Annotated in this window: 21 protein-coding genes; 10 read left to right on the top strand and 11 right to left on the bottom strand. The window is 75.2% G+C overall.

Annotated features, from left to right (window positions below):
• Positions 1-22: 22 nt before the first annotated feature.
• The 4 genes from J2S46_RS39375 to J2S46_RS39360 all read right to left on the bottom strand — a co-directional run bounded on the left by J2S46_RS39375 (position 23) and on the right by J2S46_RS39360 (position 5,545).
• A complete protein-coding gene (locus J2S46_RS39375; protein ID WP_191290939.1) occupies positions 23-1,921 on the bottom strand; it encodes a GMC family oxidoreductase N-terminal domain-containing protein in 1,899 nt (632 codons plus the stop codon).
• Positions 1,918-3,273, bottom strand: a complete 1,356-nt coding sequence (locus tag J2S46_RS39370; protein ID WP_229912858.1) for a tocopherol cyclase family protein — start codon at positions 3,271-3,273, stop codon at positions 1,918-1,920. The genes J2S46_RS39375 and J2S46_RS39370 overlap by 4 nt, the downstream gene beginning before the upstream one ends.
• Positions 3,274-3,422: 149 nt before the next feature.
• Positions 3,423-4,841, bottom strand: a complete 1,419-nt coding sequence (locus J2S46_RS39365; RefSeq protein WP_191290940.1) for a sensor histidine kinase — start codon at positions 4,839-4,841, stop codon at positions 3,423-3,425.
• Complete coding sequence (locus J2S46_RS39360) at positions 4,838-5,545, bottom strand: response regulator transcription factor (protein ID WP_229912859.1); 708 nt, start codon at positions 5,543-5,545, stop codon at positions 4,838-4,840. Before J2S46_RS39360 ends, J2S46_RS39365 begins: the two co-directional genes overlap by 4 nt.
• A 162-nt stretch (positions 5,546-5,707) precedes the next feature.
• On the opposite strand from J2S46_RS39360, the gene J2S46_RS39355 reads away from it, so the two are divergent.
• From J2S46_RS39355 to J2S46_RS39340, 4 genes are all read left to right on the top strand, one after another.
• On the top strand, positions 5,708-7,999 hold the full coding sequence (locus J2S46_RS39355; protein ID WP_191290941.1) for an MMPL family transporter: 2,292 nt from the start codon (positions 5,708-5,710) through the stop codon (positions 7,997-7,999).
• Positions 7,996-8,778 carry a hypothetical protein gene (locus J2S46_RS39350; RefSeq protein ID WP_191290942.1) on the top strand — a complete coding sequence of 261 codons (783 nt, stop codon included), beginning with the start codon at positions 7,996-7,998 and terminating at the stop codon, positions 8,776-8,778. Before J2S46_RS39355 ends, J2S46_RS39350 begins: the two co-directional genes overlap by 4 nt.
• A gap of 309 nt (positions 8,779-9,087) precedes the next feature.
• Complete coding sequence (locus tag J2S46_RS39345) at positions 9,088-10,095, top strand: NADP-dependent oxidoreductase (protein ID WP_191290943.1); 1,008 nt, start codon at positions 9,088-9,090, stop codon at positions 10,093-10,095.
• Positions 10,096-10,186: 91 nt separating this feature from the next.
• A complete protein-coding gene (locus J2S46_RS39340; protein ID WP_191290944.1) occupies positions 10,187-11,101 on the top strand; it encodes an arginase family protein in 915 nt (304 codons plus the stop codon).
• 16 nt (positions 11,102-11,117) lie between these two features.
• Here the strand turns inward: J2S46_RS39340 and J2S46_RS39335 are convergent, their stop codons facing one another.
• Together J2S46_RS39335 and J2S46_RS39330 are read right to left on the bottom strand one after the other, a co-directional pair.
• Positions 11,118-11,438: a hypothetical protein gene (locus J2S46_RS39335; protein ID WP_307352681.1), complete on the bottom strand. Its 321-nt coding sequence runs from the start codon at positions 11,436-11,438 to the stop codon at positions 11,118-11,120.
• A gap of 237 nt (positions 11,439-11,675) precedes the next feature.
• Positions 11,676-12,242: a cysteine hydrolase family protein gene (locus J2S46_RS39330; protein WP_191290946.1), complete on the bottom strand. Its 567-nt coding sequence runs from the start codon at positions 12,240-12,242 to the stop codon at positions 11,676-11,678.
• Positions 12,243-12,453: 211 nt separating this feature from the next.
• Here J2S46_RS39330 and J2S46_RS39325 point away from each other — a divergent pair, with 211 nt between their 5' ends.
• Positions 12,454-14,145, top strand: coding sequence for an MFS transporter (locus tag J2S46_RS39325; RefSeq protein WP_191290947.1), 1,692 nt, complete (start codon positions 12,454-12,456; stop codon positions 14,143-14,145).
• Positions 14,146-14,261: 116 nt separating this feature from the next.
• Positions 14,262-15,131, top strand: coding sequence for a YhjD/YihY/BrkB family envelope integrity protein (locus J2S46_RS39320; protein WP_229912860.1), 870 nt, complete (start codon positions 14,262-14,264; stop codon positions 15,129-15,131).
• Positions 15,132-15,143: 12 nt separating this feature from the next.
• Here J2S46_RS39320 and J2S46_RS39315 read toward each other — a convergent pair whose 3' ends face one another.
• Positions 15,144-15,572: a hypothetical protein gene (locus J2S46_RS39315; RefSeq protein ID WP_191290948.1), complete on the bottom strand. Its 429-nt coding sequence runs from the start codon at positions 15,570-15,572 to the stop codon at positions 15,144-15,146.
• Positions 15,573-15,809: 237 nt separating this feature from the next.
• Here J2S46_RS39315 and J2S46_RS39310 point away from each other — a divergent pair, with 237 nt between their 5' ends.
• Positions 15,810-17,555: an amidohydrolase gene (locus tag J2S46_RS39310; protein ID WP_307352677.1), complete on the top strand. Its 1,746-nt coding sequence runs from the start codon at positions 15,810-15,812 to the stop codon at positions 17,553-17,555.
• A 74-nt stretch (positions 17,556-17,629) separates the two neighbouring features.
• Here J2S46_RS39310 and J2S46_RS39305 read toward each other — a convergent pair whose 3' ends face one another.
• The gene (locus J2S46_RS39305; RefSeq protein ID WP_191290950.1) at positions 17,630-18,061 is read right to left on the bottom strand and encodes a GNAT family N-acetyltransferase; all 432 of its coding nucleotides are present in this window, start codon (positions 18,059-18,061) and stop codon (positions 17,630-17,632) included.
• A gap of 409 nt (positions 18,062-18,470) precedes the next feature.
• Here J2S46_RS39305 and J2S46_RS39300 point away from each other — a divergent pair, with 409 nt between their 5' ends.
• Positions 18,471-19,256 (top strand): class I SAM-dependent methyltransferase, encoded by a 786-nt coding sequence (locus J2S46_RS39300; RefSeq protein ID WP_191291060.1) that lies wholly within the window; start codon positions 18,471-18,473, stop codon positions 19,254-19,256.
• Between the two features lie 111 nt (positions 19,257-19,367).
• Here J2S46_RS39300 and J2S46_RS39295 read toward each other — a convergent pair whose 3' ends face one another.
• Complete coding sequence (locus J2S46_RS39295) at positions 19,368-19,643, bottom strand: hypothetical protein (protein ID WP_191290951.1); 276 nt, start codon at positions 19,641-19,643, stop codon at positions 19,368-19,370.
• A 100-nt stretch (positions 19,644-19,743) separates the two neighbouring features.
• Positions 19,744-20,196: a MarR family winged helix-turn-helix transcriptional regulator gene (locus J2S46_RS39290; RefSeq protein ID WP_073926758.1), complete on the bottom strand. Its 453-nt coding sequence runs from the start codon at positions 20,194-20,196 to the stop codon at positions 19,744-19,746.
• 308 nt (positions 20,197-20,504) lie between these two features.
• Here J2S46_RS39290 and J2S46_RS39285 point away from each other — a divergent pair, with 308 nt between their 5' ends.
• Together J2S46_RS39285 and J2S46_RS39280 are read left to right on the top strand one after the other, a co-directional pair.
• The gene (locus tag J2S46_RS39285) at positions 20,505-21,347 is read left to right on the top strand and encodes a uridine kinase family protein (protein ID WP_191290952.1); all 843 of its coding nucleotides are present in this window, start codon (positions 20,505-20,507) and stop codon (positions 21,345-21,347) included.
• A gap of 435 nt (positions 21,348-21,782) precedes the next feature.
• The gene (locus tag J2S46_RS39280; RefSeq protein ID WP_190215070.1) at positions 21,783-22,031 is read left to right on the top strand and encodes a hypothetical protein; all 249 of its coding nucleotides are present in this window, start codon (positions 21,783-21,785) and stop codon (positions 22,029-22,031) included.
• 126 nt (positions 22,032-22,157) lie between these two features.
• On the opposite strand, the gene J2S46_RS39275 is transcribed toward J2S46_RS39280, so the two are convergent.
• Positions 22,158-22,361, bottom strand: a complete 204-nt coding sequence (locus J2S46_RS39275; RefSeq protein WP_190215071.1) for a hypothetical protein — start codon at positions 22,359-22,361, stop codon at positions 22,158-22,160.
• Between the last annotated feature and the right edge of the window lie 148 nt (positions 22,362-22,509).

Raw genomic sequence — 22,509 nt, 5'->3', positions numbered from 1 at the left:
ACAACATCGATATTACCCAGCGTCAGCCGCTCTCAACAGCCGCCTGCGAGACGGCCAACGACATTGCCATGACGGTGAGTTGCGGGTTGACGCCCGGGCAGTCGGGCAGCCCCGAGGCATCCGCCACCAGCACCCCGCGGACCCCGCGGAGCCACCCCCGCGCATCCGCCGGGGCGACGGCCGGATCGGCGCCGAGCGCGACCGTGCCGGACGGGTGGAAGGCCGACAGGTGCAGGTCCCGGGCCCGGCATCGGTCGAGCAAGGCGGTCAGTTCGGCCGCCGACCGCACCCGGGGAGCACGCGGCAGCCCGGTCAGCACCTCCTGCGCGCCGGCCGCGAAGAGCAGTTCGCCCATCGCGCCGACCGCCCGCAGCAGCGAGCGGCCGTCGGCCGGGTCGAGCCGGTAGCTCAGCAGCGTCCGGCGGCTGCCGTGCACCCGGCCGCCCGGGCGGTCCGCGATCATCGCCCCGAGAGTGGCCAGCCGGTCGGCGTCCGCCAGCTCGCTCCGCAGCTCCCGCCCGAGACCGGGCAGCACGAAGGACCCCATGCCCGGCGGCGGCGCGGTCGCCTCGATCAGGATGCCCTGCTCGTGCAACTCCTCGACCCCGGCGCTCTGCAGCACCGCGGGCCCGGCCGCCACCGCCTCGGCGAACCGGCCGGCCACGCTGGTGGCCGGGTGCACGGCGAGGTTGCGGCCCGTCCTCGGGTGGCCGCCCAGCCCCGACCGGCGCAGCAGCGTCGGGCTTTCGAGCGCCCCGGCGGCGAGCACCACCAGCGGGGCGAGGATCTCCAGACGGGTGCCGTCCGGCCGCCGGACGGCGACCCCGGCCGCGCGCGGGCCGCCCGGACGGTCCCGGTCCACCAGGATCCGCCGGACCCGGGCCGAGGTGACGATCCGGGCCCCCGCGGCGCAGGCCGCCGGGAGCACGGAGAGCTGCACGCTCTGCTTGGCCCCGGCGGGGCAGCCGACCACGCATTGGCAGGAGCCCCGGCAACCAGGGGCGCTGCGCCGCAACGGACCGGCCCGCCAGCCGAGTTCGGCAGCGCCGGCCAGGGCGAGCAGGCCGTTGCGGCCGAGCACGTCCAGCGGTTGGGTGGCGACCCGCAGGGTCCGCTCGATCTCGTCCAGGCCGGCGCCGAACGCGGCCCGGTCGGCGAGGTCCACACCGTGGGCGGAGCGCCAGCGGTCCAGCACCCGGTCGGGAGTGCGGTAGCAGGTACCGGAGTTGACCACCGTGGTGCCGCCGACGGCGCGACCGGTGGGCAGCAGCACGGGCGGGACCCCCGCCATCACGGTGGCGCCGGCGTCCCGGTACAGCTCGGCGAAGCGGTCGAGCGGGGCGCGGCGCCCGAACTCGGCGGTGCTGTGGTGCCGGCCCTCCTCCACGACGACCACCCGCAGGCCGGCCAGGGCCAGGGTGCGGGCGGCCACGGCGCCGCCGGCGCCCGAACCGACCACCACCGCGTCGGCGGTCGCCCGGTCCGGCCATTCCGCGGCGGGGACGCAGTCCAGCGGCGGGTCCTCGGGGGCGCCGGGCGCGGGCGCCGGGAAGGGGCTGCGGTGCAGCAGCCGCTGCGTCCCGGCGGCCAGCAGGACGGGCACCTTGAGCACGTCGAGCAGGGGCAGCAGGGCGGGCCGGCGGGCGAGCCCGGCGATCAGCGCCTCGCGGTCGGGCGGCGGCAGGTCGTCCAGCCGGGCGCCGGTGCGCAGCAGCGCGTACCCGTCGAGGGCGGCGGTCGCGGCCCGGTGGGCGGCCCGGGCCGGGCGCGGCATGGCGGCCAGCAGGTCGTCCAGGCGGCCGGCGGTGCCGGGGACCCAGGCGTCGCGGCCGTCGTCGGCGAGCAGGGCGGCGACCAGGCCGCTGCCGCTCCGGCCGCTGCTCCCCGGCCGGCTCCGGAGGTCGGGGTGTTCGCGGCTCATCGCCGGCCGACCTCGGCGTGCGCGGTGCCCGTCAGCTCCCAGCGCGCGTGCGGGCGCCAGCGGCCCCACCAGCGCTCCACGGTGATCTCGGCGTCGGCCGCCTCGCTGTTCCGGCAGACCGCGCGGCTGCCGTCCGGGTCGGTGTAGTCCAGGGTCAGGGTGCGTTCCGGTGGTTGGCGTACCGTCACGGTGATCCGGCGCAGCGCGGTGCGGCCGGTGACGCTCCAGCCGGGCAGGCCGATCCGGGCCCGGAAGCCGCCGAGGGCGGAGCGGACGGCGCTGCGCGGCCAGACCCGGCCGTCGCGGCGCAGCCGGAGCAGGACCACCGGCGGCAGGCCCCGCAGCCCGGGCCGGTGGGCGACGGCGGCGATCACCTCCAGCACGTCGCCGCCGCCGAGGTCGGCGTGCAGCCAGGCCCAGCGGTGGGCGTTGCCGTGCCCGCGGATGCGGGCGGTGGCGCCGGGGGCGTCGGCAAGGGTGAGTGTGCCACCGGGGTGGCGGACGGTGCCGGTGTAGCGGGCGGTGGCGGCCGGCAGCATGTGGGCGGCGGGCAGCACCGGGCGGCGCCAGGCCCACCGGGGGAAGGTGTGCAGCGGTGGCCCGGCGGGTCGTTCGGTGAGGTCCCAGCTGTACGGGCCGGCCGCGCCGCGCAGCCACTCGGGCGGGGTGTCGGGGCCAGGCGGTGCCTGCGGCCCGTACCGGGCGTGCTGGGCGCGGCCGTCCGGCGGGAACACGGCGATCCAGCCGTGGGCGTGGGCGGGCCGGCCGTCGGTGGGCGTGGTCAGTTCGTGGTGCAGCCAGAGGCCGGTGCCGGTGGCCGGGTCGGTGAGGGTGGTGTACCAGACCTCCGTCCGGCCGGGTCCGCCGTCCGGACGGGGCAGCAGGTCGGCGTCCGCGGGGCGCGGGCGCGGGAAGCGCCAACCGGCCAGGAAGGGCAGCAGACCGGTGGCGGGGGGGAATCGCAGGGTGCCGCGGCCGGCTTCGGCGCCGTCCTCCAGGAGGGTGAACGGCAGCACGGTCAGCGAGGTGAGCGGCCGGCGCGGGGAGAGCGACTTCCAGCCGTGCAGGGTGAGCCGGCGGCCGGCGGCGGTGAAGTGGAGCCGGTAGCGGATCCGTCGGCGGGCGAGCGGTGAGATCTCCAACTCCCCGGTCGCCGCCGGGTCGTCGGCGAGCCCCTCGATCCGGACCCGGCCGGTGAGGCGGGCTTCGGTGGTGCGGTGCGGCAGGACCACCCGGTCGGCACCGGCGGCGAGGTCGAGCCGGATCGGGCGTGCCCCGGCCTCGCCGGTGAGCCGCACCGTTCCCACCATCCGTTCGTCGAACGCCGTGCCGCGCCGGGGCTTGGTCGTCATCAGGCCTGTCCCTTCGGTGGTCCAGTGGCTGAGCCACTGAACCATTGTGACGACGCCCCGTCAATCCCTGCGGCGGGCAGGCGGATTCCGGGCGCGACCGAGACGTCTCGGGCGGGCGGACGCCATTGCGTGACCGCCGGCCCGGACCTTCAGAGCGCCTGACCGGCGCGGTCCGCTCGGCCGGCCGTCGGCGGCAGCGTCACCGTGAACGCGGCGCCGCCCTCGGGCCCGTGGCCCTCCACACCGATCGTGCCGCCGAGCAGACCGCTCAGCCGGTGGGCGATGGCCAGGCCCAGGCCGCTGCCCACCGGACGGGTGGCCCGGTAGCGCTCGTAGAGCGCTCCGGCGTCGAAGGCGACCCGGACGTCGTCGTCGGTCAGGCCCGGCCCGCTGTCCCGGACCTGCAGGTGCGCGCCGCCGCCCGCGGCGGGCCGGACGGCCAGCACCAGGTCGCCGCCGGCCGGGGTGACCCGCAGGGCGTTCCGCACCAGGCCGTCGATCAGCTGCCGGACCCGGAAGGCGTCGGTGTCGACCACCGGCGGCGGCCCGGCCGGCTCCGGGCCCGCGGCCGGCTCCACCCGCAGGCACACGCCGTGGCCCGCGCCCGGGCCGGCCCAGAAGGCGGCGGCCTCGGCCACCAGCGCGGCGAGGTCCGTCCGGCCGGTGTCCAGGCGGAAGTCCTCGGCCTCCAGCCGGGCGAGGTCCAGCAGGTCACCGAGGAAGCGGTCGAGCCGCTGGGTCTCGTCGGCCAGGATCCGGCCGACCTCGGGGATCCGCCCGGGTTCGATCAGGCCGTCGGCGAGCGCCTCGGCGTATCCCTGCAGCGCCGTCAGCGGGGTGCGCAGCTCGTGCGAGACCGACAGCAGGAAGTCCCGCTGCCTGCTCTCGCTGCGGGCCAGGGCGGCGTCCAGGACGTCGAGGGCGTGGATGATCTCGGCCGCCTCGCGCGGCCCGTCGACGGTGGCCCGCACCCCGCGTTCACCGCCGGCCAGGCGGTGGGCGACGTGGGCGGCGGCCACCAGCGGGCGGGCGGTCCGCCGGGCCAGCAGGGCGCCGGCCAGCGCGGCGCCGACCATGCCCACCACCAGCGGCAGGACGGTGCTGCGGCGGATCCGGCCGGTGTTCCGCTCGACCACGGAGTACGGCTCGGTGAGCACCACGGCGCCGCCGCGCAGGCTCGGCCGGCCGACAAGCAACACCTCCTGCCCCGCCAGCACACCGGTGGTGGAGACCGGCCGGCCGGCCAGCAGCGCGGCCCTGGAGGCGGTGTCCAGGGCCGGGGTGGCGACGCCGGCCACCCGCCCGTCCGGGGTGAGCACCGCGAACTCCTCGCCGTTCGGGCCGCCGAGCACCTGGGCGCCGTCGAAGAGCAGCGGCGAGAGGTCGGGCACCCGGCTGAGCACCGTAGCCTGCCGGGTCAGCTGCTCGCGTTCGCGCTGCTCGGCGCCGTGCGCGGCGCTCTGCCAGGTGACCAGCCCGGTCAGCAGCACCGCGAGGGCCGCCACGGCGGTGGTCAGCCCGACGACGGCGCGGGTGAGGGAGCCGCGCGGGGTGCGCCCGCCGCTCATCCGGCCGGGTCCGTCGCGCTGTAGCCGACCCCGCGCACGGTGCGGATCGGACTGGCGTCGCCGAGTTTGGCGCGCAGCTGCGAGACGAAGACGTCGACCATCCGGGTGTCGCGGTAGCCCGGGTAGCCCCAGACCCGTGCCAGCAGCTGCTCCCGGGTGAACACCTGGTTCGGGTGCCGCACCAGGTGCTCGATCAGGTTGAACTCGGTGGTGGTCAGCTCCACCGGCCGGCCGTCGCTGCGCACGGTGCGGCTGACCGGGTCGACGGAGAGCCGGCCGACGCTGCCCGGCAGTGCCGTCGGTGGTCCGCCGGCCCGGCGCAGGACGGTCCTGACCCGGGCGACCAGTTCGCGCGGCGAGAAGGGCTTGGTCAGGTAGTCGTCGGCGCCCAGCTCCAGCCCGAGGATCCGGTCGGCCTCCTCGCCGCGCGCGGTCACCAGCAGCACCGGCGTCCAGTCGCCCTCGTCCCGCAGGGTGCGGCAGAAGGTGATGCCGTCCAGACCCGGCAGGCCGATGTCCAGCACGATCGCGACCGGGTGCATCCGCCGGGCCGCGGCCAGCCCGGCCGCCCCGTCGCCCTCCACGTGCACGCCGAAGCCCTCGCGGGCCAGGTAGAGCCGCTGCACGTCGGCGATGTGGCGCTCGTCCTCGACGATCAGCACCAGGCCCTTGGACTGCGGCCCGGGGCCCATGGATTGCGTCACGGCTGCCACTCTCACCTGCGGGGACGTGAGGGGGCTCACGTGCGGGGACGCCACCGATGCTAACCACGCGGCCCCGCGGCCGGCCCCCGGCCCCGGCGGCCCGTACATTCCCCGAACAGTGCGCCCATGGTCCCCGTACGCCGGTGCGGCAGAGTGCCGCCCATGCAGAGAGCATCCACCGGCGCCGAACCGACCGGCACCGAACCGACCGGGACCGGAACCCCGCACTCCCCGGCACCCCTCCCGGAGCCACCGCGCTCCCCGACGCCCGGACGACCCGGCCTGCTGCACCGGACGGGCCACTGGTGCGCCCGGCACGCCTGGCGCGTCCTCGCCGTCTGGGCCCTGCTGCTGGCCGGGCTCGCCGTGGCCGACCGCGCCTGGGGCGGCGACTACGCGGACAGCTTCTCGCTGCCAGGCACCGGCGCCCAGACCGGCGCCGACCTGCTCCGGGCCCACAGCAGCGGCGCGGCGGGCGTGAGCGCGCCGATCGTGATCAGCGCCGGCACCGGGTCGCTGGCCGGCCACCGGGACGCCGTCGAGGCGGCCGTCGGCGGCCTCGGCCGGCTGCCGGACGTCCTCTCCGTCACCGACCCGCTCGGCACCCCCGGGGCGCTCTCCGCGAGCGGCTCCACCGGCATCGTCACCGTCCACTTCGGCGCCGACCCGGCGGGCTACGGCGACGCCTACCTGGCCCGGCTCGACAGCGCCGTCCGGCCGCTGCGCGCCGACCACCTCACCGTCGAGTACGGCGCGCCGCTCGGGCAGCTGACCGCGCCCAAGGCCGCCGACCGGGCGTCCGAGGCGATCGGCCTCGCGGTCGCCGTCCTGGTGCTGCTGGTCGGCTTCGGCAGTGTCGCGGCGACCGGGCTGCCGCTGCTGACCGCGGTGGCCGGCCTGGCCGCCGGACTGGGCGGGCTCGGCCTGCTCGCCGCCCGGGTCGACTTCGCCCGGTCCGCCCCCACCCTGGCCGCGATGATGGGCCTGGGGGTCGGCATCGACTACGCGCTGTTCCTGACCACCCGCTACCGGGCGCTGCTGCGGGACGTCCCGGAGCCCGCCGAGGCGGTCGGGCGCACGGTCGCCACCAGCGGGCGGGCGGTGCTGGTGGCGGCCGCCACCGTCGCGATGGCGCTGGCCGGCCTGTACGCCGGCGGGGTCTCGTTCATCGGCACCCTCGGCGCGGCCGCCGGGCTGACCGTCCTGGTGGGCGCCGCCGCCTCGCTGACCCTCACCCCCGCCCTGCTCGGGCTGCTCGGTGACCGGATCGACCGCCTCCGGGTGCGCACGCCGGTCGCCGAACCGGTCGGCGACCCGGACGTCTGGCACCGCTGGGCCGGGGCGCTCGGCCGCCGGCCGTGGCTGTACCTGGTCGGCGGTCTGCTGGTGCTCGGCGTGCTGGCCGTTCCGGTGGCCTCCATGCGGCTCAGCCATGTCGACGCCGGCGCGCAGCCCACCAGCCGGACCGACCGGCGCGCCTACGACCTGATCGGCGAGAACTTCGGCCCGGGCGCCAACGGGCCGCTGACCGTCGTCGTCCAGCTGGACAGCGCCCTGGTCGCCGACCGTGCCCGGCGTGAGGCCCTCGCCTCCTCGCTGCGCCAGGAGCTGGCGGCCCTGCCCGGCGTCGCCGCCGTCTCGCCGCCGACCTCCGGCCCCGACGACGTCCTGCTGATCGCCACGGTCACCCCCGGGACCGGCCCGCAGGACGAACGCACCGCGGATCTGTTCCACACCCTGCGGGACACCGGCCTGCCGCACGCGCTCGCCGGGACGGGCGCCGTCGGCTACGTCACCGGCGGCACCGCCACCGGGCTGACCTTCACCGACACCCTGGTCAGCAGGCTGCCTCTGGTGGTCGGTGTGGTGGTCGCGGCCGCGTTCCTGCTGCTGCTCACCGTCTTCCGCAGCGTGCTGATCGCGGTGAAGGCCGCGCTGCTCAACCTGTTCTCCATCGCCGCCGCCCACGGCGTGGTGGTCGCGGTCTTCCAGTGGGGCTGGGGATCGTCGCTGCTGGGCGTGACGGCCCGGGTCCCGGTGGAGTCCTACGTGCCGATGATGATGTTCGCGATCGTCTTCGGGCTCTCGATGGACTACGAGGTCTTCCTGCTCTCCCGGATCCGCGAGACCTGGCTGCGCACCGGGGACAACCACCTGGCGGTCGCCACCGGCCTGGCCGCCACGGCCCGGGTGATCACCTGTGCGGCGGTGATCATGACCAGCGTCTTCCTGGCCTTCCTGCTCTCCACCGGTGTGGTGGTCAAGATGCTGGCGCTCGGGCTCGGCGTCAGTGTGATCATCGACGCGACGGTGGTCCGCCTGCTGCTGGTGCCCGCGAGCATGTACCTCTTCCGCCGGGCCAACTGGTGGCTGCCCCGCCGGCTGGACGCGCTGCTGCCGCACTTCGACCCCGAGGGCCCCGCCGTCCCGGCCGCCCGGGGTGAGCAGCGGTGAGGCGGCGGCCCTTCCGGTCCGGGCCCGGCCGGCTCCGGACCGACCGGCCCCGGCCGGCCGCGCGGGGGCGTCGCACCCGCCTGCTCGCAGCCGCACTGGCCCTGGTGCTGGCGGCGGGCGCGGGGGCCGGCGAGTTCACGGCCCGTCAGCTCATCCGGAGCAGGATCGCCCGGGCGGCGCCCGCGCTCGGGGACACCCTGACGGCCCGCACCGGCGACGGCTCGGCCCTTTGGGACCTGGCGAACCGGCGGATCCCCCGGCTGGACATCAGCAGCGAGGACGCCCGGCTGGGACCGCTCCCGCAGGCCGCCGTCCGCGCCAGGCTGGACGACGTCCGCCTCGGCGGCACCACGACCGTCGCCCGTACCCACGCCGAGGTCACCGTCCCCGTCCGGTCCCTCGGCGCGGCGGTCCGCGCCGCCGCCGGGTCGACGCCGGTCGGCCAGGTGCGCACCGACCCGGCGGCGGGGACGGTCGAGGTGGCCCTGGGCCAGGGCGGATTCGGCCGGCTGACCCTGCGCCCGGTGATCGCCGACGGCAGGGTGTCCCTGACGGTGTCGAGCCTGACCGTCCTCGGCCGCGGCCTCCCGCCGGACGATCCGGGGCGGGGCGGCGGGTGGGGCCCGTCCGACGGCCGCCCGTACCCGCTCGGCCTGCGGGCCGGCTCCGTCCAGGTCCTTGCGGACGGCCTCCGGGTCGTCCTGGACGGCGGCCCCGGCACCGTCTCCGCCCCGGACGGCGGCTGGACGGCGGCCCCGGACCCCGGTGCGGCTCCGTGACCACGGCGTGGCCGGCCCCCGCACGCCGGGAGACGCCCTGGCGGCCTGGCCGGCGCCGTCGACCCGTGGCGCCCCTGCCGATCGTGGTGACCCTCCGACTGCAGCGACCCCTGTGACCGCAGTGACTCCTGTGACCACGGTGACCCTTGTGACCGGGACGTGCCTAGCCAGGTGACTAAGCGCTTGCTTAGACTACTCCCGCAACCCCACGGGCCGCCCACCCGACCTGCGGCCCGCGCGGCCCGGACCGGCCGGGCCGGCCGGGTGACCGGCGCCTCGACCGGCCCACCCCGAACGACAGGAGACGTCATGTCCGGAACGAACCGCCAGATCCGCCTCGCCGCGCGACCGGTCGGCGAGGTGAAGCCCGAGGACTGGGAGCACGTCACCGAGCCGGCGGCGGCACCCGGAGAGGGCCGGTTCGCCGGACGGACGCGCTTCATCTCGCTGGACCCGGCCATGCGCGGGTGGCTCGACGACCGCCCCTCCTACCTGCCGCCGGTCGGCATCGGTGAGGTGATGCGGGCGGGATCGGTGATCGAGGTCACCGAGTCCGAGCACCCCGGGTTCCGGCCCGGCGACCACGTGGTCGGCACCTTCGGCGTCCAGGAGTACGTGGTCTCCGACGGCAAGGGCGTGCTCAAGGTCGACCCGGCGCTCGCCCCGCTGTCGACCTATCTCGGCGCGCTCGGCATGCCCGGTATGACGGCCTACTTCGGGCTGCTCGACGTCGGAGCACTCAAGGAGGGCGAGACCGTCGTGGTCTCCGGGGCCGCGGGCGCCGTGGGCACCATGGTCGGCCAGATCGCGAAGGTGAAGGGGTGCCGGGTGATCGGCATCGCCGGCGGCGCCGACAAGTGCGCCATGCTGACCGGTGAACTCGGCTTCGACGCGGCCGTCGACTACCGCTCCGACGACGTCAGGAAGGCGCTGCGCGAACTCGCGCCGGACGGCGTGGACGTCTACTTCGACAACGTCGGCGGCGACATCCTGGACGCGGTGCTGACCCGCCTGGCGCTGCACGCCCGGGTGGTCGTCTGCGGGGCGATCAGCCAGTACAACAACGAGACGCAGGTCCAGGGCCCGTCGAACTACCTCAGCCTGCTGGTGCGGCGCGCCCGGATGGAGGGCTTCGTGGTGTTCGACTACGCGCCCCGCTTCGGCGCCGCCGCCCGCGAGCTCGCCGGCTGGATCGCCACCGGGCAGATCAAGGTCAAGGAGCACGTGGTCAGCGGCTCGCTGGACGACTTCCCCGCGACGCTGCAGATGCTCTTCCGCGGCGAGAACGTGGGCAAGCTGGTGCTGGAACTGAGCTGAAGCGGGACGGGGGCCGGGCCGGGGCGGCTGCCGGCCCGGCCCCCGTCAGCCCCCGCTCGCACCCGCCGGGGCCGGCGGCGATGATGAAGGTATGCCACGGGATCTTGTCCTGGTGGGCGCGCCGACCAGTGCGGGCAGCTACGCACCCGGCCAGGAGGCCGCGCCACGGGTCCTGCGCGACCTCGGCCTGGTCGACCGGCTCCGGGCCGCGGGCCGCCAGGTCCGGGACGCCGGCGACGGACCGCTCCAGGTCTGGGCGCCGGACCCTGCGCACGCACGGGCCCAGAACCTCGCAGCGGCCGTCCTGGCCGTGCGGACGGTCGCCGGGCAGGTGGCGGCGGCGCTGGAACAGGACGCCGACGTCCTGCTGATCGGCGGCAACTGCACCATCGCGCTCGGCGTGATGGACGCCCTGATCCGGCACGACCCGGACGCCGGTCTGCTCTACATCGACCGGCACTTCGACCTCAACACGCCGGTGAGCAGCATCGACGGCGCCCTGGACTGGATGGGCCTCGCCCACGGACTGGACCTGCCCGGAGCGGCGGAGCAGCTGGCCGCGGCCTTCCACCGCCGTCCGCTGCTCACCCCGGAGCAGTTGTACCTGCTCGGCACCGACCCGGCGGGCTCCACCCCCTGGGAGCGCGAGCAGGCCCGGCTGCTGTCCCTGCGGTGGGTCTCCGGCGCGGACCTGGCCTCGGCTCCGGAGGGCGCGGTGGCCGGGGCCCTCGGCGCCCTCCCGCCCGGTGCGCTGGCGGTGCACATCGACGTGGACGTGCTGGACTTCACCGACGCGCCGCTCGCGGAGAGCACCGACGGCCGCAACAGCGGCCCGTCGCTCCAGGCGATCGCCGGGGTGCTTGACACCGCCTGCCACGACCCCCGCGCCCGGGTGCTCTCGATCGGCGAGCTGAACCCCGCACGGGCCGCCGGGCGTCCCGAGATCCTGCCCCGCTTCCTGGCGAGCGTCGCCGACGCCCTGCGATCGACCGCACCGCCTGCCTGAGGCCGGGCCCGGCCGCCTAGGCCGGCCCGGCCGACGGCGGCCGGCGCCGCCGCAGCGGGAAGGCGGCCGCGAGCCTGCCCCGGGCCCAGCCCGACCCGGTCGGCCTCGGAGCCTGCCCGTCCGGGCCCTTCGGTTCCTGCGCCCGGCCGGCCGCGCCGCCGGGGAGTTCCAGTTCGTCGGGCGGTACCCGCAGCAGGTCGTCGATCCGGTCCCCGGCCGGGCGGGGGCGGTCCGGGCAGGGCCAGGCGCAGCCGCCGTGCGGGGTGCGTTCGCGCACGGCGAGGCAGGCGGCGCAGATCTCCATCTGCGCCGCCGCGTCCTGGCCGCCTGCCGCCACCGTCGCTCCCGCCGTCCCGTCCTGGACCGTCCCTGTCCGGGGCAGCCGTGGAGGAACGGTACGGGTGGCACCGGGCCGGCGGGGGACGAACGTGCGGTTCCTCACCCGTGGCGCTGATCACGGGCGGGCCGCCCCAAGGCCTCGGACAGGTGCGCCCAGCACAGACCCATGCCTTGCCCCACAAGGGCCGTACGTGGACGTCCGAGGAGCTTCGAGGGGCGGCCGGGTCCGCGCGGGTCAGGCGGGTGGCGCCGCCGCGAAGTCGACGTCCGCCGTGGCCACCGTCCCCGCCGTCCGGCCCGGGGCGGCGTGGTACGTCCAGTACAGGTTCGTGTGGGCGATCACCTGCTCGGGCGGCGGGGCGCCGAAGGAGGAGAGGTCCTCGGTCGTGTGGGCGTCGGCCACCAGCAGGGCGTCGTAACCGCGGACGATCGCGCCGTGCAGGGTCGAGCGGATGCACTCGTCGGTCTGCGCGCCCGCCACGAAGAGCCGCCCGATGCCGCGCTCGGCGAGCACCGGCTCCAGGTCGGTCTCCTCGAAGGAGTCTGCGTAGGTCTTGTGCACCAGCGGCTCGGCGTCGCGCCGCCGCAGCTCGGGCACGTACTGCCAGCGGTCGCTCTCCCGGGGCAGCTCGGCGCTGCTGTGCTGGACCCAGACGACCTCGATCCCGGCGGCCCGGGCCCGGTCGACCAGGGTGGCGATGTTGGCGACGACCTTGTCACGGTCGTACGCGTCCCCCACCACGCCGTTCTGCACGTCGATCACGAGCAGCGCGGTGTCAGGTCGGTCGGCGAGCGTGGTCATGGGCTCTCCCTGTCATCCGGAACATGGCCAGGGCCAGGCTAGGCCCCGCCACCGACAACGGCCCCGGACGACGGTCCCGGACGACGGTCGTCCACCGCCGGGGCCATGGACGCGGGACTCCCCCGGACCGGCCCGGACCGGCCGCCGCCATTCGGCTGAACCGGCCGGAACGCCTGCGGCCGGTTTCCCGGCCACGTGGCAGGCTTCGCCTATGCGCGCCGGAACAGAGACCGCCGGTAGAGCCGGAGCCACCCTCGTCCTGGCGACGCTGGCCGCCGGACAGTTCCTGATGGCCCTGGACAGTTCCGTGATGAACGTGTCGATCGCCACCGTGGCCGAGGACGTGGGCACCACGGTGAGCGGGCTCCAGGGGGCCATCACCGCCTACACGCTCGTCATGGCGATGCTGATGATCTCCGGCGGCAAGGTCGGCGCGATCATCGGCCGCAAGCGGGCCTTCACCATCGGCTGCGTGATCTACGGGGCCGGCTCCGCCACCACCGCGCTGGCGCCGAACCTCCCCGTCCTGCTGCTCGGCTGGTCGCTGCTGGAGGGGATCGGGGCGGCGCTGATCCTGCCGGCCATCGTGGCCCTGGTGGCCGGGAACTTCACCGTCGAGCGCCGGCCCGCCGCCTACGGCCTGGTCACCGCGGCCGGAGCGATCGCCATCGCGCTCGGGCCGCTGATCGGCGGCGTCGCGACCACGTACTTCTCCTGGCGCTGGGTGTTCGCGGGCGAGGTCGTGGTGGTGCTCGGCATCCTGCTGCTGGCGCGCAAGCTGGCGGACGCTCCGCCGGACCACCGCCCGCGCCTGGACGTGGTCGGTGCCGTCCTCTCGGCGCTCGGCATCGGCCTCTTCGTCTTCGGGGTCCTTCGCTCCGGCACCTGGGGCTGGTTCCTGCCGAAGCCGGACGCCCCGGCCTGGCTGGGCGTCTCGGCGACGGTGTGGCTGATGCTGGCCGGCCTGCTGCTGACCTGGCTCTTCCTCCGCTGGGAGGGCCGCCTGACCCGCCGGGGCACCGAGCCGCTGGTCGATCCGGCGCTGCTGCGCAACCGGCAGCTCACCGGCGGTCTGACCATGTTCTTCTTCCAGTACCTCGTGCAGATGGGCGTGTTCTTCCTCGTCCCGCTCTACCTGTCGGTCGCCCTCGGCCTCTCCGCGCTGATGACCGGCGTGCGGATCCTGCCGCTCTCCCTCACGTTGCTGGCCGCCGCGCTCGCCATCCCCAGGTTCCTGCCCGACGTCTCTCCCCGGCGGGTGGTGCGCCTGGGCATCCTCTCCATGCTCGCCGGGGCGCTGGTGATGCTCGCCGCCCTGGACGCGGACGCGGACGCGGCCGTCGTCACCGTGCCGCTGCTGCTGATCGGCCTGGGGATGGGGGCGCTGGCCTCCCAGCTCGGTTCGGTCACCGTCTCTGCGGTGCCGGACGAGAAGAGCGCCGAGGTGGGCGGTGTCCAGAACACGGTCACCAACCTCGGCGCCTCGATCGGCACCGCCCTGGCCGGCTCCATCATGATCGCCACCCTGACCACCTCGTTCCTCACCAGCGTCGAGCAGAACCCGGCCGTCCCGGACCAGGTCAAGACGCGGGCGAGCACCGAACTCGCCGCCGGTGTGCCCTTCCTCTCGGACGCCCAGCTCACCACCGCGCTGGACGACGCGAACGCCTCGCCCGAGGTGACCGCCGCCGCCCTGGACGCGAACGCCGAGGCCAGGCTGGACGGCCTGCGGGCCGCGCTCGCCGTCCTGGCCTTCGCCGGGCTCGGCGCCCTCTTCTTCACCCAGCGCATCCCCGCGACCCAGCCCCGCGCGCCCGGTGCCGAAGCCCCCGCCCCCGGGCGGCCCGGCCCGCACCCGCCCCACGACCCGGCCGACCCGACGGACCCGGCCCGCCCCCGGTAGCACCGGGGACGCCGGCCCTGTCCCGCCCCGAGGAGGGCACGACGGCCAGCATCGACCGCGAGCGCGTTCTCCGGACGCTGACCTTCTGGCTGCGCCCGGACTTCGCCCTGCGCGTCGTGAACCGCTTCCAGAAGATCGTCGGCTTCGACCGCTCGATGGCACTCGCCTCCAGCGCGCTGACCTCGCTGATCCCCTTCACGATCCTCGGCGCCGCGGTGCTGAGCCGGTTCGGGAGCAACGACGTGGCGAGCCGCATCATCAGCCGCTACAGCCTCACCGGCGGCGGCGCCGAGGCGGTGCGCAGCCTCTTCGCCCCCACCACCAGCGAGGCGGACCCGGGCGTGGGCGTCCTCGGGGCACTGTTCCTGATGATCTCGGTCCTCAGCTTCACCCGGGCCGCCCAGCGACTGTTCGAACAGACCTGGGAGCTCAAGCCGCTGAGCGTGCGCAACACCCCGAACGGCCTGTGGTGGATCCTCACCCTGGGGGCCTACCTGACCGTCACGAGCTGGATCCGGGTGCTCTTCGGCAGCGGCCGGCTGGAACTGGGGGCGGCCCTCTGCTCCGCCCCGGTGACGGGGGCCTTCCTCTGCTGGACGGGCTGGATCCTCTCCGCCCGCCGGATCCCCCGCCGCCTGCTGCTGCCGTTCGGCATCGTCGCCTCCGCTCTCACGGCGGTCTACTCGATGGGCGCGAGCCTCTACCTCCCGCGCCTCTTCAACTCCTACGCCACCCGCTACGGCTCCCTCGGCGCCGTGCTCGCGCTGATCTCGGCGCTCTTCGGCGCCATGCTGGTGATCGTCGCCTCGGCCGCGCTCGGGCGGGAGGTGGGCGACGAACTCGACCGGATCCGCCGCGGGCAGCGCCCCGCCGACGACGAGATCAGACGGCAGTGGGCCAACGTGGTCGACCAGACCCGTTCACGGTGGCACACCGCCCGGGAGCAGATCTCCCGGCACCGCTCCGACGGCCGCGACAAACCCTGAGCGCCCGCACCCTCAGACGTGCGGCTCGGCCGGCCGCCCGGCCGGATGGGCGGAACCGAGCGGCGCCAGCACCACGGCGGCCGAGGCCAGCGACTCGGCGAGCAGGGCCGCCGTCCGGCCCGCCTCGTAGAGCTGCTCGCGAGCGTCACGGGCGGACCGCAGGGCGTCGTAGCCGGAGCCGGCGCCAGGATCCTCGCCGGGGCCCGGCCCGATCCGCCCGGCGGCCTGCTCACTGCTGAGGAAGCCGGCCAGAACGTCGAGGAGTTCCGGCAGCCGCGCGGTCAGGCCGGCCAGCGCCGCCGCGGTCTCGGCGGCGTCCGACGGGTGGACCAGTCCGGGGTGGCTGCTCCGGGAGGTGGACAGCGCGGCGCTGCGCATCAGTTCGGCGGCCTCCGCGGTCAGCTCCGCGATCGACAGGCCTGGGGGTACGGGATTGCTCACGGTGGTCTCCTTCGGGTGTCCGGGGGCCGGCCCCGAAGCGGTCGGGCGGCCCGCAGCCCGTCTGCCCCCTGCCCCCGGCGACAGGCCCGCCCGCTGGAGAATGGCCGGGAACCGACGGTCCGCGCGGTCCGACGCGTTCGACGGTGCGTGCCGGAACCATCCGCACCCGCATGACCACTTAGAGTGTCGTCGACGGCACTCATGGTGATCGACGCGAGGAACGGCCTGGTCATGGCGATGGACTCAGCACACGGTGCGGCACCCGGGGACGCGGATGTGATCTTCTTCGGCGGGGAGATCGTGACGGTGGCCGACGGGCCGGAGACTTCGCCGCCCGAGGCGGTGGCGGTCAAGGACGGCAGGATCGTCCATGTCGGCGATCACGCGCGGGCGGTCGCCGACTGGCAGGGCCCGCACACCCGGCTCCGCGACCTGCAAGGACGGGCGCTGCTGCCCGGCTTCATCGACGCCCACGGCCACCTCACCGGCACCGGTCTGCAGGCCAGCATCGCCAACCTGCTGCCCGAACCCGACGGCGAGGTCACCGACATCCCCTCGCTGCAGGCCGCGCTGCGCGAGTTCGCCGCCGGCGAGGTGGGCGGGCGCTCCGAGTGGATCATCGGATTCGGCTACGACGACTCGATGCTCGCCGGGAAGCAGCACCCCACCCGCCAGGACCTGGACGAGGTGAGCCGCGACCGGCCGGTGCTGGCCGTCCACCAGTCCTTCCACCTCGGCGCGGTCAACAGCCGTGGCCTCGAACTCCTCGGGTACGACGCCGGGCAGCCGAACCCGAGCGGTGGTGTGATCCGGCGCGAGGACGACGCCCAGCCGTTCGGCACGCCCGACGGCGTCCTGGAGGAGTCGGCCTTCAACCCGGCCTACGGCCTGGCCGTGACGGGCATGCACGAGGACGACATCGCCCGGTTCCTGTCGACGGGTCTGGCGGCCGCCGCGAGTTTCGGCTTCACCACCGTGCAGGAGGGGGCCGCCACCCTCGACACGCTGGACGCACTGCGGGAGGCCGTGAAGGACTCCGTGGCGGGCCTGCCGATCGACGTGGTCGTCTACGTGAAGGCGGACGAGGCCCTCACCCACCCGGAGCGGGTCCGGGCGAGCCGGGAGTACGACGGCGGACTGCGGGCCGCCGGGATCAAGATGGTCCTGGACGGCTCGCCCCAGGGCCGCACGGCCTGGCTCACCCGGCCCTACACCACCCCGCCGGACGGCACCGGGCCGGATTACCGCGGCTACCCCGTCCTCGACGACGCGACGGCGCTGGCCCAGCTCGGCACCGGCTTCGAGCAGGGCTGGCAGGTCATCGCGCACGTCAACGGCGACGCCGCCGTCGACCAGTTCATCACCACCGTCCGGACCGTCAGCGCCGAGGCCGAACCGGGCGACCGGCGACCGGTGGCGATCCACGCCCAGACCGCCCGCGAGGACCAGATCGACGCCTTCGCCGAGCTCGGCGTCATCCCGTCGTTCTTCTCCATGCACACGTACTACTGGGGTGACTGGTACCGCAAGACCGTCCTCGGCCCGGAGCGGGCGAAGGACATCTCCCCCGCCCGCTGGGCGCTGGACCGGAAGATGATCTACACCTCCCACCACGACGCCCCCGTCGCGCTGCCCAACTCCATCGCCATCCTGGCCAGCCAGGTCACCCGGGTCACCCGCTCCGGGTACGTGCTCGGCGAGCACCAGCGGGTCTCAGCGCTGGACGCGGTGAAGTCCCTCACCGTCAACGCCGCCCACCAGTACTTCGAGCAGCGGGACAAGGGCAGCATCGAGGTAGGGAAGCTGGCCGACCTGGTCGTCCTCAGCCACAACCCGCTCACCGTCCCCGGGGCGAAGATCAAGGACATCACCGTCGAGGAGACCATCAAGGCGGGCAGGACGGTTCACGACCGCCACCACGCCCCGGGCCACCACACCCCCGTCCTGGTCACCCGCGGCGCGGCCCCGGGCCGGCACTGCTGAGACGCGTGGGGCGCGGCGGCGTACGCTCGCGCCCCCACGCGTCCGCGGCCGGAGGCCCGGGTCCGGCCGCCGGCTCACTCGTTGACGATCGCCATCCACCAGTCCGGCTTCGGCAGCGGCACGAAGCCCGCCTTGGCGTACACCCCGTGCGCGTCCGCGGTGGCCAGCAGGACGCGGCGCACCCCGTAGGGGGCGAGATGATCGCGGACGGCGGCAGCCAGCGCCGTGCCCAATCCCCGGCCACGGGCCTGCGGCGCGACGTAGACATCGCACAGCCAGGCGAAGGTGGCCCGGTCGGTGACCACCCGGGCGTAGCCGACCTGGGCACCGGCGGAGCGTTCGTAGATGCCGAAGTTGAGGGAGCTCTCGACGGCCAGGTCGTGCTTCTCGCGCGGGCGGCCCAGTGCCCAGTAGGCGTCCTGCGAAAGCCACCGGTGGACCAGGTCCTTGTCGAGGCGGGCCGGGTCGGTGGAGAGTTCGTAATCGGCGGGGAGGTCGTGGTCCATGCCCGCATGAGATCAGCACCGGCCGCCACCCGGCCAGCGAATTCCCGGCGGCGCGCACCGGCACCGCGCTCGTGATGCTCGCCCGGACGGGGCCGCCGCCCGCCCTACCGGTGGGACCGGTGCGCCAGGCCGATGCCGGATAGGCTCGTAGGTGTCCGCAGCGACAGACCGCGACCGCTCCCCCGAGGGCCGTGGACGACGGACGGAGGACGCGGTGTCCCCAGACGAAGGGCCCGTCGGGCCGCCCGGCGGCGAGGCGGGCACGACCCGTCCGGCGGCCGCGGCCCGTCCCGCCGGCACCGGCGAGGCGGCGCACACGGCAGGCGGGACGAGATCCGGCCCCGACACCCGGCCGGCCGCCCCCTCCGGGGCACGCGACGGCACACGCTCGACCGGCGGCCGGGTGGACATGGTCGGCACCGGTTACGGCGAGGCCCTCTTCGAGCCGTGGAAACCCGGCGAGGGCGAGCGGATCGACCTGGGTTCCATGGCCTACGACACCTTCACCCGGGCCCGGCTGCTCGCCCTGGGCGCCGGGCCGGGCACCCGATGCCTCGACATCGGTGCCGGCACCGGCACCATCGCGCGCTGGCTCGCCACCGAAGCCGGCGTCGACGAGGTGCTCGCGGTGGACCGTGACGTCCGCTTCCTGGAGCCGTACACGGGCGGCGCGCTGCGGACCCTGGCCGCGGACGTCACCGAGCCCGGCTTCGCCCCCGGCCGGTTCGACATCGTCCACGCCCGCTTCGTGCTGATGCACCTCCCCGAACACCGGCGGGTGGCCGCCCGGCTGTGCGAACTGCTCAACCCGGGCGGCCGCCTGGTGCTCGGCGACGCCGTCGACCTCACTACCGCGGCCCCGCCGGACACCCCCTACCGGCTGGCCATGCGGGCGATGTGGCAGGCCCTGCGCAGCACGATCGGGACGGACGTCAGCTGGACGCCCGAATACCCCCGGCTGCTCCGCGACCTGGGGCTGACCGAGGTCGGGGCGGAGATCCAGGTACCCGAACTGACCGCCGGCAGCCCGATCGGCGCGTTCTGGCTGGAGACCTGGGAGCGCACCCGCGAGGCGATGCTGGCCACCGGCCACGTGGACGCCGGCCTGCTCGCGGAGGCCGCCGAGTCGATCGCCTCCGGCACCGTCGCGGACCTCTCCCCCGGGCTGGTCACGGCCTGGGGCCGGCGCCCCTGACGGTCCGGCACCCGCCCCGGGACGCACTGCCGACCCGTTCCGGGTGACCGGGGCCCGTGTGCCCGTGTGCCTGTGCGCCCGTGTGCCTGTGCGCCCGTGTGCCCGGAACGGTCAGGGCACGTCGCCCTCCCAGTCCCATCGCGACGGATCGCCTGCTCGCGGCCCGTAGCAGGCCCGGCCACCGGCCCCGTGGGCACCGATCTCGGTGGGGAGGGCCGCTCCGTCCGCCAGTTCCGCGGCGCTCCAACCGGTGACGTCCAGCAGCAGTCCGTCCAGCGGCCCGGCCACCAGCTCCCGGTACGCGTGCCCCACCCTCGGCCCCGGGTCGGGATCCTCGTGGTCCGCCCCGTACACCCGCCCCCGCATCAACCGCTCCTCCTCGTCCATCACCGCAGCATCGCACCCGCCACCGACACTCCCGGCGGCTCGACACCGTCCGGTCGTCACCCCCGGTCGACGCCCGTCGCAGCCGGCTGCCGGGCGGGCCTCAGGGCCGGGGCCAGGGCCGCCCGTGCAGGTTCTCGATGTCCGTGTTGAAACGCTTGAGGAACGCCGCGAACTCGGCCACGTCCTCCGCCGACCAGTCGGCCAGCACCTTGTCGAGGCCGCCGACCAGCTCCGTCCGCGCCTCCTCCAACCGGCGGGCGCCCTCCTCGGTGATCCGGAACTTGCGGGCGATGCCGCCCTCCAGGTCGGGGATCCGGTCGACCAGGCCCGCGCGCATCATCGCCGCCGTCTGCCGGTTGAGGGTCGAGGCGTCCAGCCCGAACGCCTCGCTGAGCCCCCCGATCGACATCGGGCCCTGCATGCGCAGCCGGCTGAGCAGGATGTAGGCGCTGCGGTCCAGGTTCCCGCCGGTGCGCTTGCTGCGCGCACCCATGTGGACGTGCCGGCCCAGCAGCATGGTCTCGTACTCGATCGAGTCCGTGGGCTTCTCCATGCGAACCGTCTCCCCATTCCTCGCACCTGCAGCTCAGTATGCCTGCCGCTACGTACGGCGCCCGAAATGTCCCCCGTCCTTCGGTGCGACGGCCGGGCAGGTCACGGCGCCGCTGACCGAGACCGTGCGGGCGGCGAACCCGAGCAGGACAACCGCCCACGGCCCCTCGGCGGGACCGTCCGGCGCGCTGACGGCAGGCGGCCGGTCCTGCTCCGGCTCGGCCGGGAAAGGACGGGAAAGGAGTGGTCTCCTGAGGCGGGCGGACAGTAGGTTGTCCCCGCCCTGCACGCCGACCGCAAGGAGTCCTCGTGTCCGACAACGTCCAGGACCTTTCTCCGGAGAGTGCCGCACGCCTCGGCCCCCTGGTCGAGCAATGCGAGCGGTTGCTGGAGCAGGGCAAGGACATGGAGGACGTGCAGCGCCTGCTGCGGGACCTCGGTACCGGGGTCCAGGACTCGGTCGCCGTCACCCGGGCGCTGCTGGGAGTCGGCCTGAGGGAAGCGGGCGAGAGCGTGCTGTCGAGCGCCGCACGGACCGTCGAGCTGCGGACGCGCCAGCAGCTCGCGGACGTGACGGAGCGGGCGAAGGACGTCGCCGACGGCCTCCTGGAGCTGCCCCGCACCCGGGGGAGCAGCAGGATCGTCGCCATCGACGGCGCCGGGGGATCAGGCAAGACGACCCTGGCCGCCGCGGTGGCCGGCCTCCTCGACGGAGCCGACGTCGTCCACGTCGACGACTTCTACCGCCCGATGCCCGACCACGAGCGGGAACTGCTCGATGCCGAACAGGGCTACCACCGCTACTTCGACTGGGAACGCCTCCGGGACCAGGTCCTGATCCCGCTGCGGAACGGCGGGGCCGCCCGGTACCAGCTCTACGACTGGCCCACCGAACGGCTCGGTGCCTGGCGCGAGATCGCCCCCGGCACCCCGGTGATCGTCGAAGGGGTCTACGCGGCGCGCCCGGAACTCGCCCCCTACTACCACTTCACCGCCTACGTCGACACCCCGCGCGAGGTCTGCCTGCAGCGCGTACGAGCACGCGGCGAGAACCCCGAGGAGTGGATCGGGCGCTGGCGCGCCGCCGAGGACCACTACCTGCACACCACCTGGCCCCAGACCAGGGCCAAACTCGTCGTCAGGGGCTACTGAGGCAGGCGGGGCCCGGTGCGCGCTGGGCCCCTGCCCGGCGTGGAGGCCCGCCGAGCGCCGCGGGAGCCCCCACCGGAGGTCGAGGCTGTTCCGGACCAGCACCTGGAACAGCACGAACCCACCCGCCGGCGGCGCCACCGCGGCCGGCACCAGGCCCACCGCCCCGGCCGCGGTACCCGTCCGACTCAACGCCCGCTGCTCGCCCACCACATCCCCTCGGTCCACTGTCGGTTCCGACCGCCACCCCAGGGACCGGCGTCCTCGCGCACATGAGCATCCGTACGCATCCGGGCCGGCCCCCACGCCGTTCCCGCCGGTCGGAGCGCCGGAGGGCCGGCCCCGACGGCGGCCACGGGGGCGCGTGGAGCCGCCGAAGGCCCGGGCAAGGCGGCGAGCGACGTTTCGAGTCGGGCCTGCGTCGGTATCGTGGTCAGCATGTCCACCTTGGTCGAGCTGCCGGAGCAGCTGGAGTCAGCCGTCCGCGCGGCAGCCGCCGAAGCGGGTCTCAGCGTCAGCGACTACGTCACCCGGGTCCTGACCGCCGATCAGGCGGCGGCCGCCGGCAGTCCGGCCGAGCGCGCCGCGCGGGCGGATGCGCTGGCCGCCGCCGCCTACCGTCACTGGGTGGCCGGCGGGAGCAGCCAGGCGGGGTCGATGTCGATGGACGAGGTCTTCGGAGGCTGACGAACTCCTGCGCCGGCGACCCTCCTCACGGCGTGGACGCCTTCGGTGATCTTCATGATCGTCGGGCTCGCAGACGACGCGCCCGGGCGATCCAGCCCGGACCGGCGTGATGGAACCGACGGCACATCAGCGCGTTTCCCCGGAATCGCTCGGCCGGGCGGCGAGGATGCGCTCGTTCAGCAGATCGACGCACTCATGGATGCCGGGAGTCGGCGTTTCCGCGCAGTCGCGCATCCACTTGATCGCCTGGACGTAGTGGCCGGCGGCGACGAGCCGGTCCACCTCGGCCTTCCCCTCGGCCGAGATCCTGTCCCACAGAGAGTTCTCCACGTCGGCATTGAACCGCCCCGGTGACCTGCGGGCCCAGCGGATTTCCCGCCGAACCACCGCGCGGGAGTCGCGCCCCGGCCGGCGTCACGGCCCGGGCGGGAACCAGACCGGGCGGCGAGGCCGGCGCCCGGGCCGGCGCGGTCCGTCG

This window comes from Kitasatospora herbaricolor (assembly GCF_030813695.1).
In the GTDB taxonomy this organism is placed as follows: Bacteria; Actinomycetota; Actinomycetes; order Streptomycetales; family Streptomycetaceae; genus Kitasatospora; species Kitasatospora herbaricolor.
The sequence above is the reverse complement of the archived record's forward strand: the minus strand, read 5'-3'. Positions and strand labels throughout refer to the sequence as shown.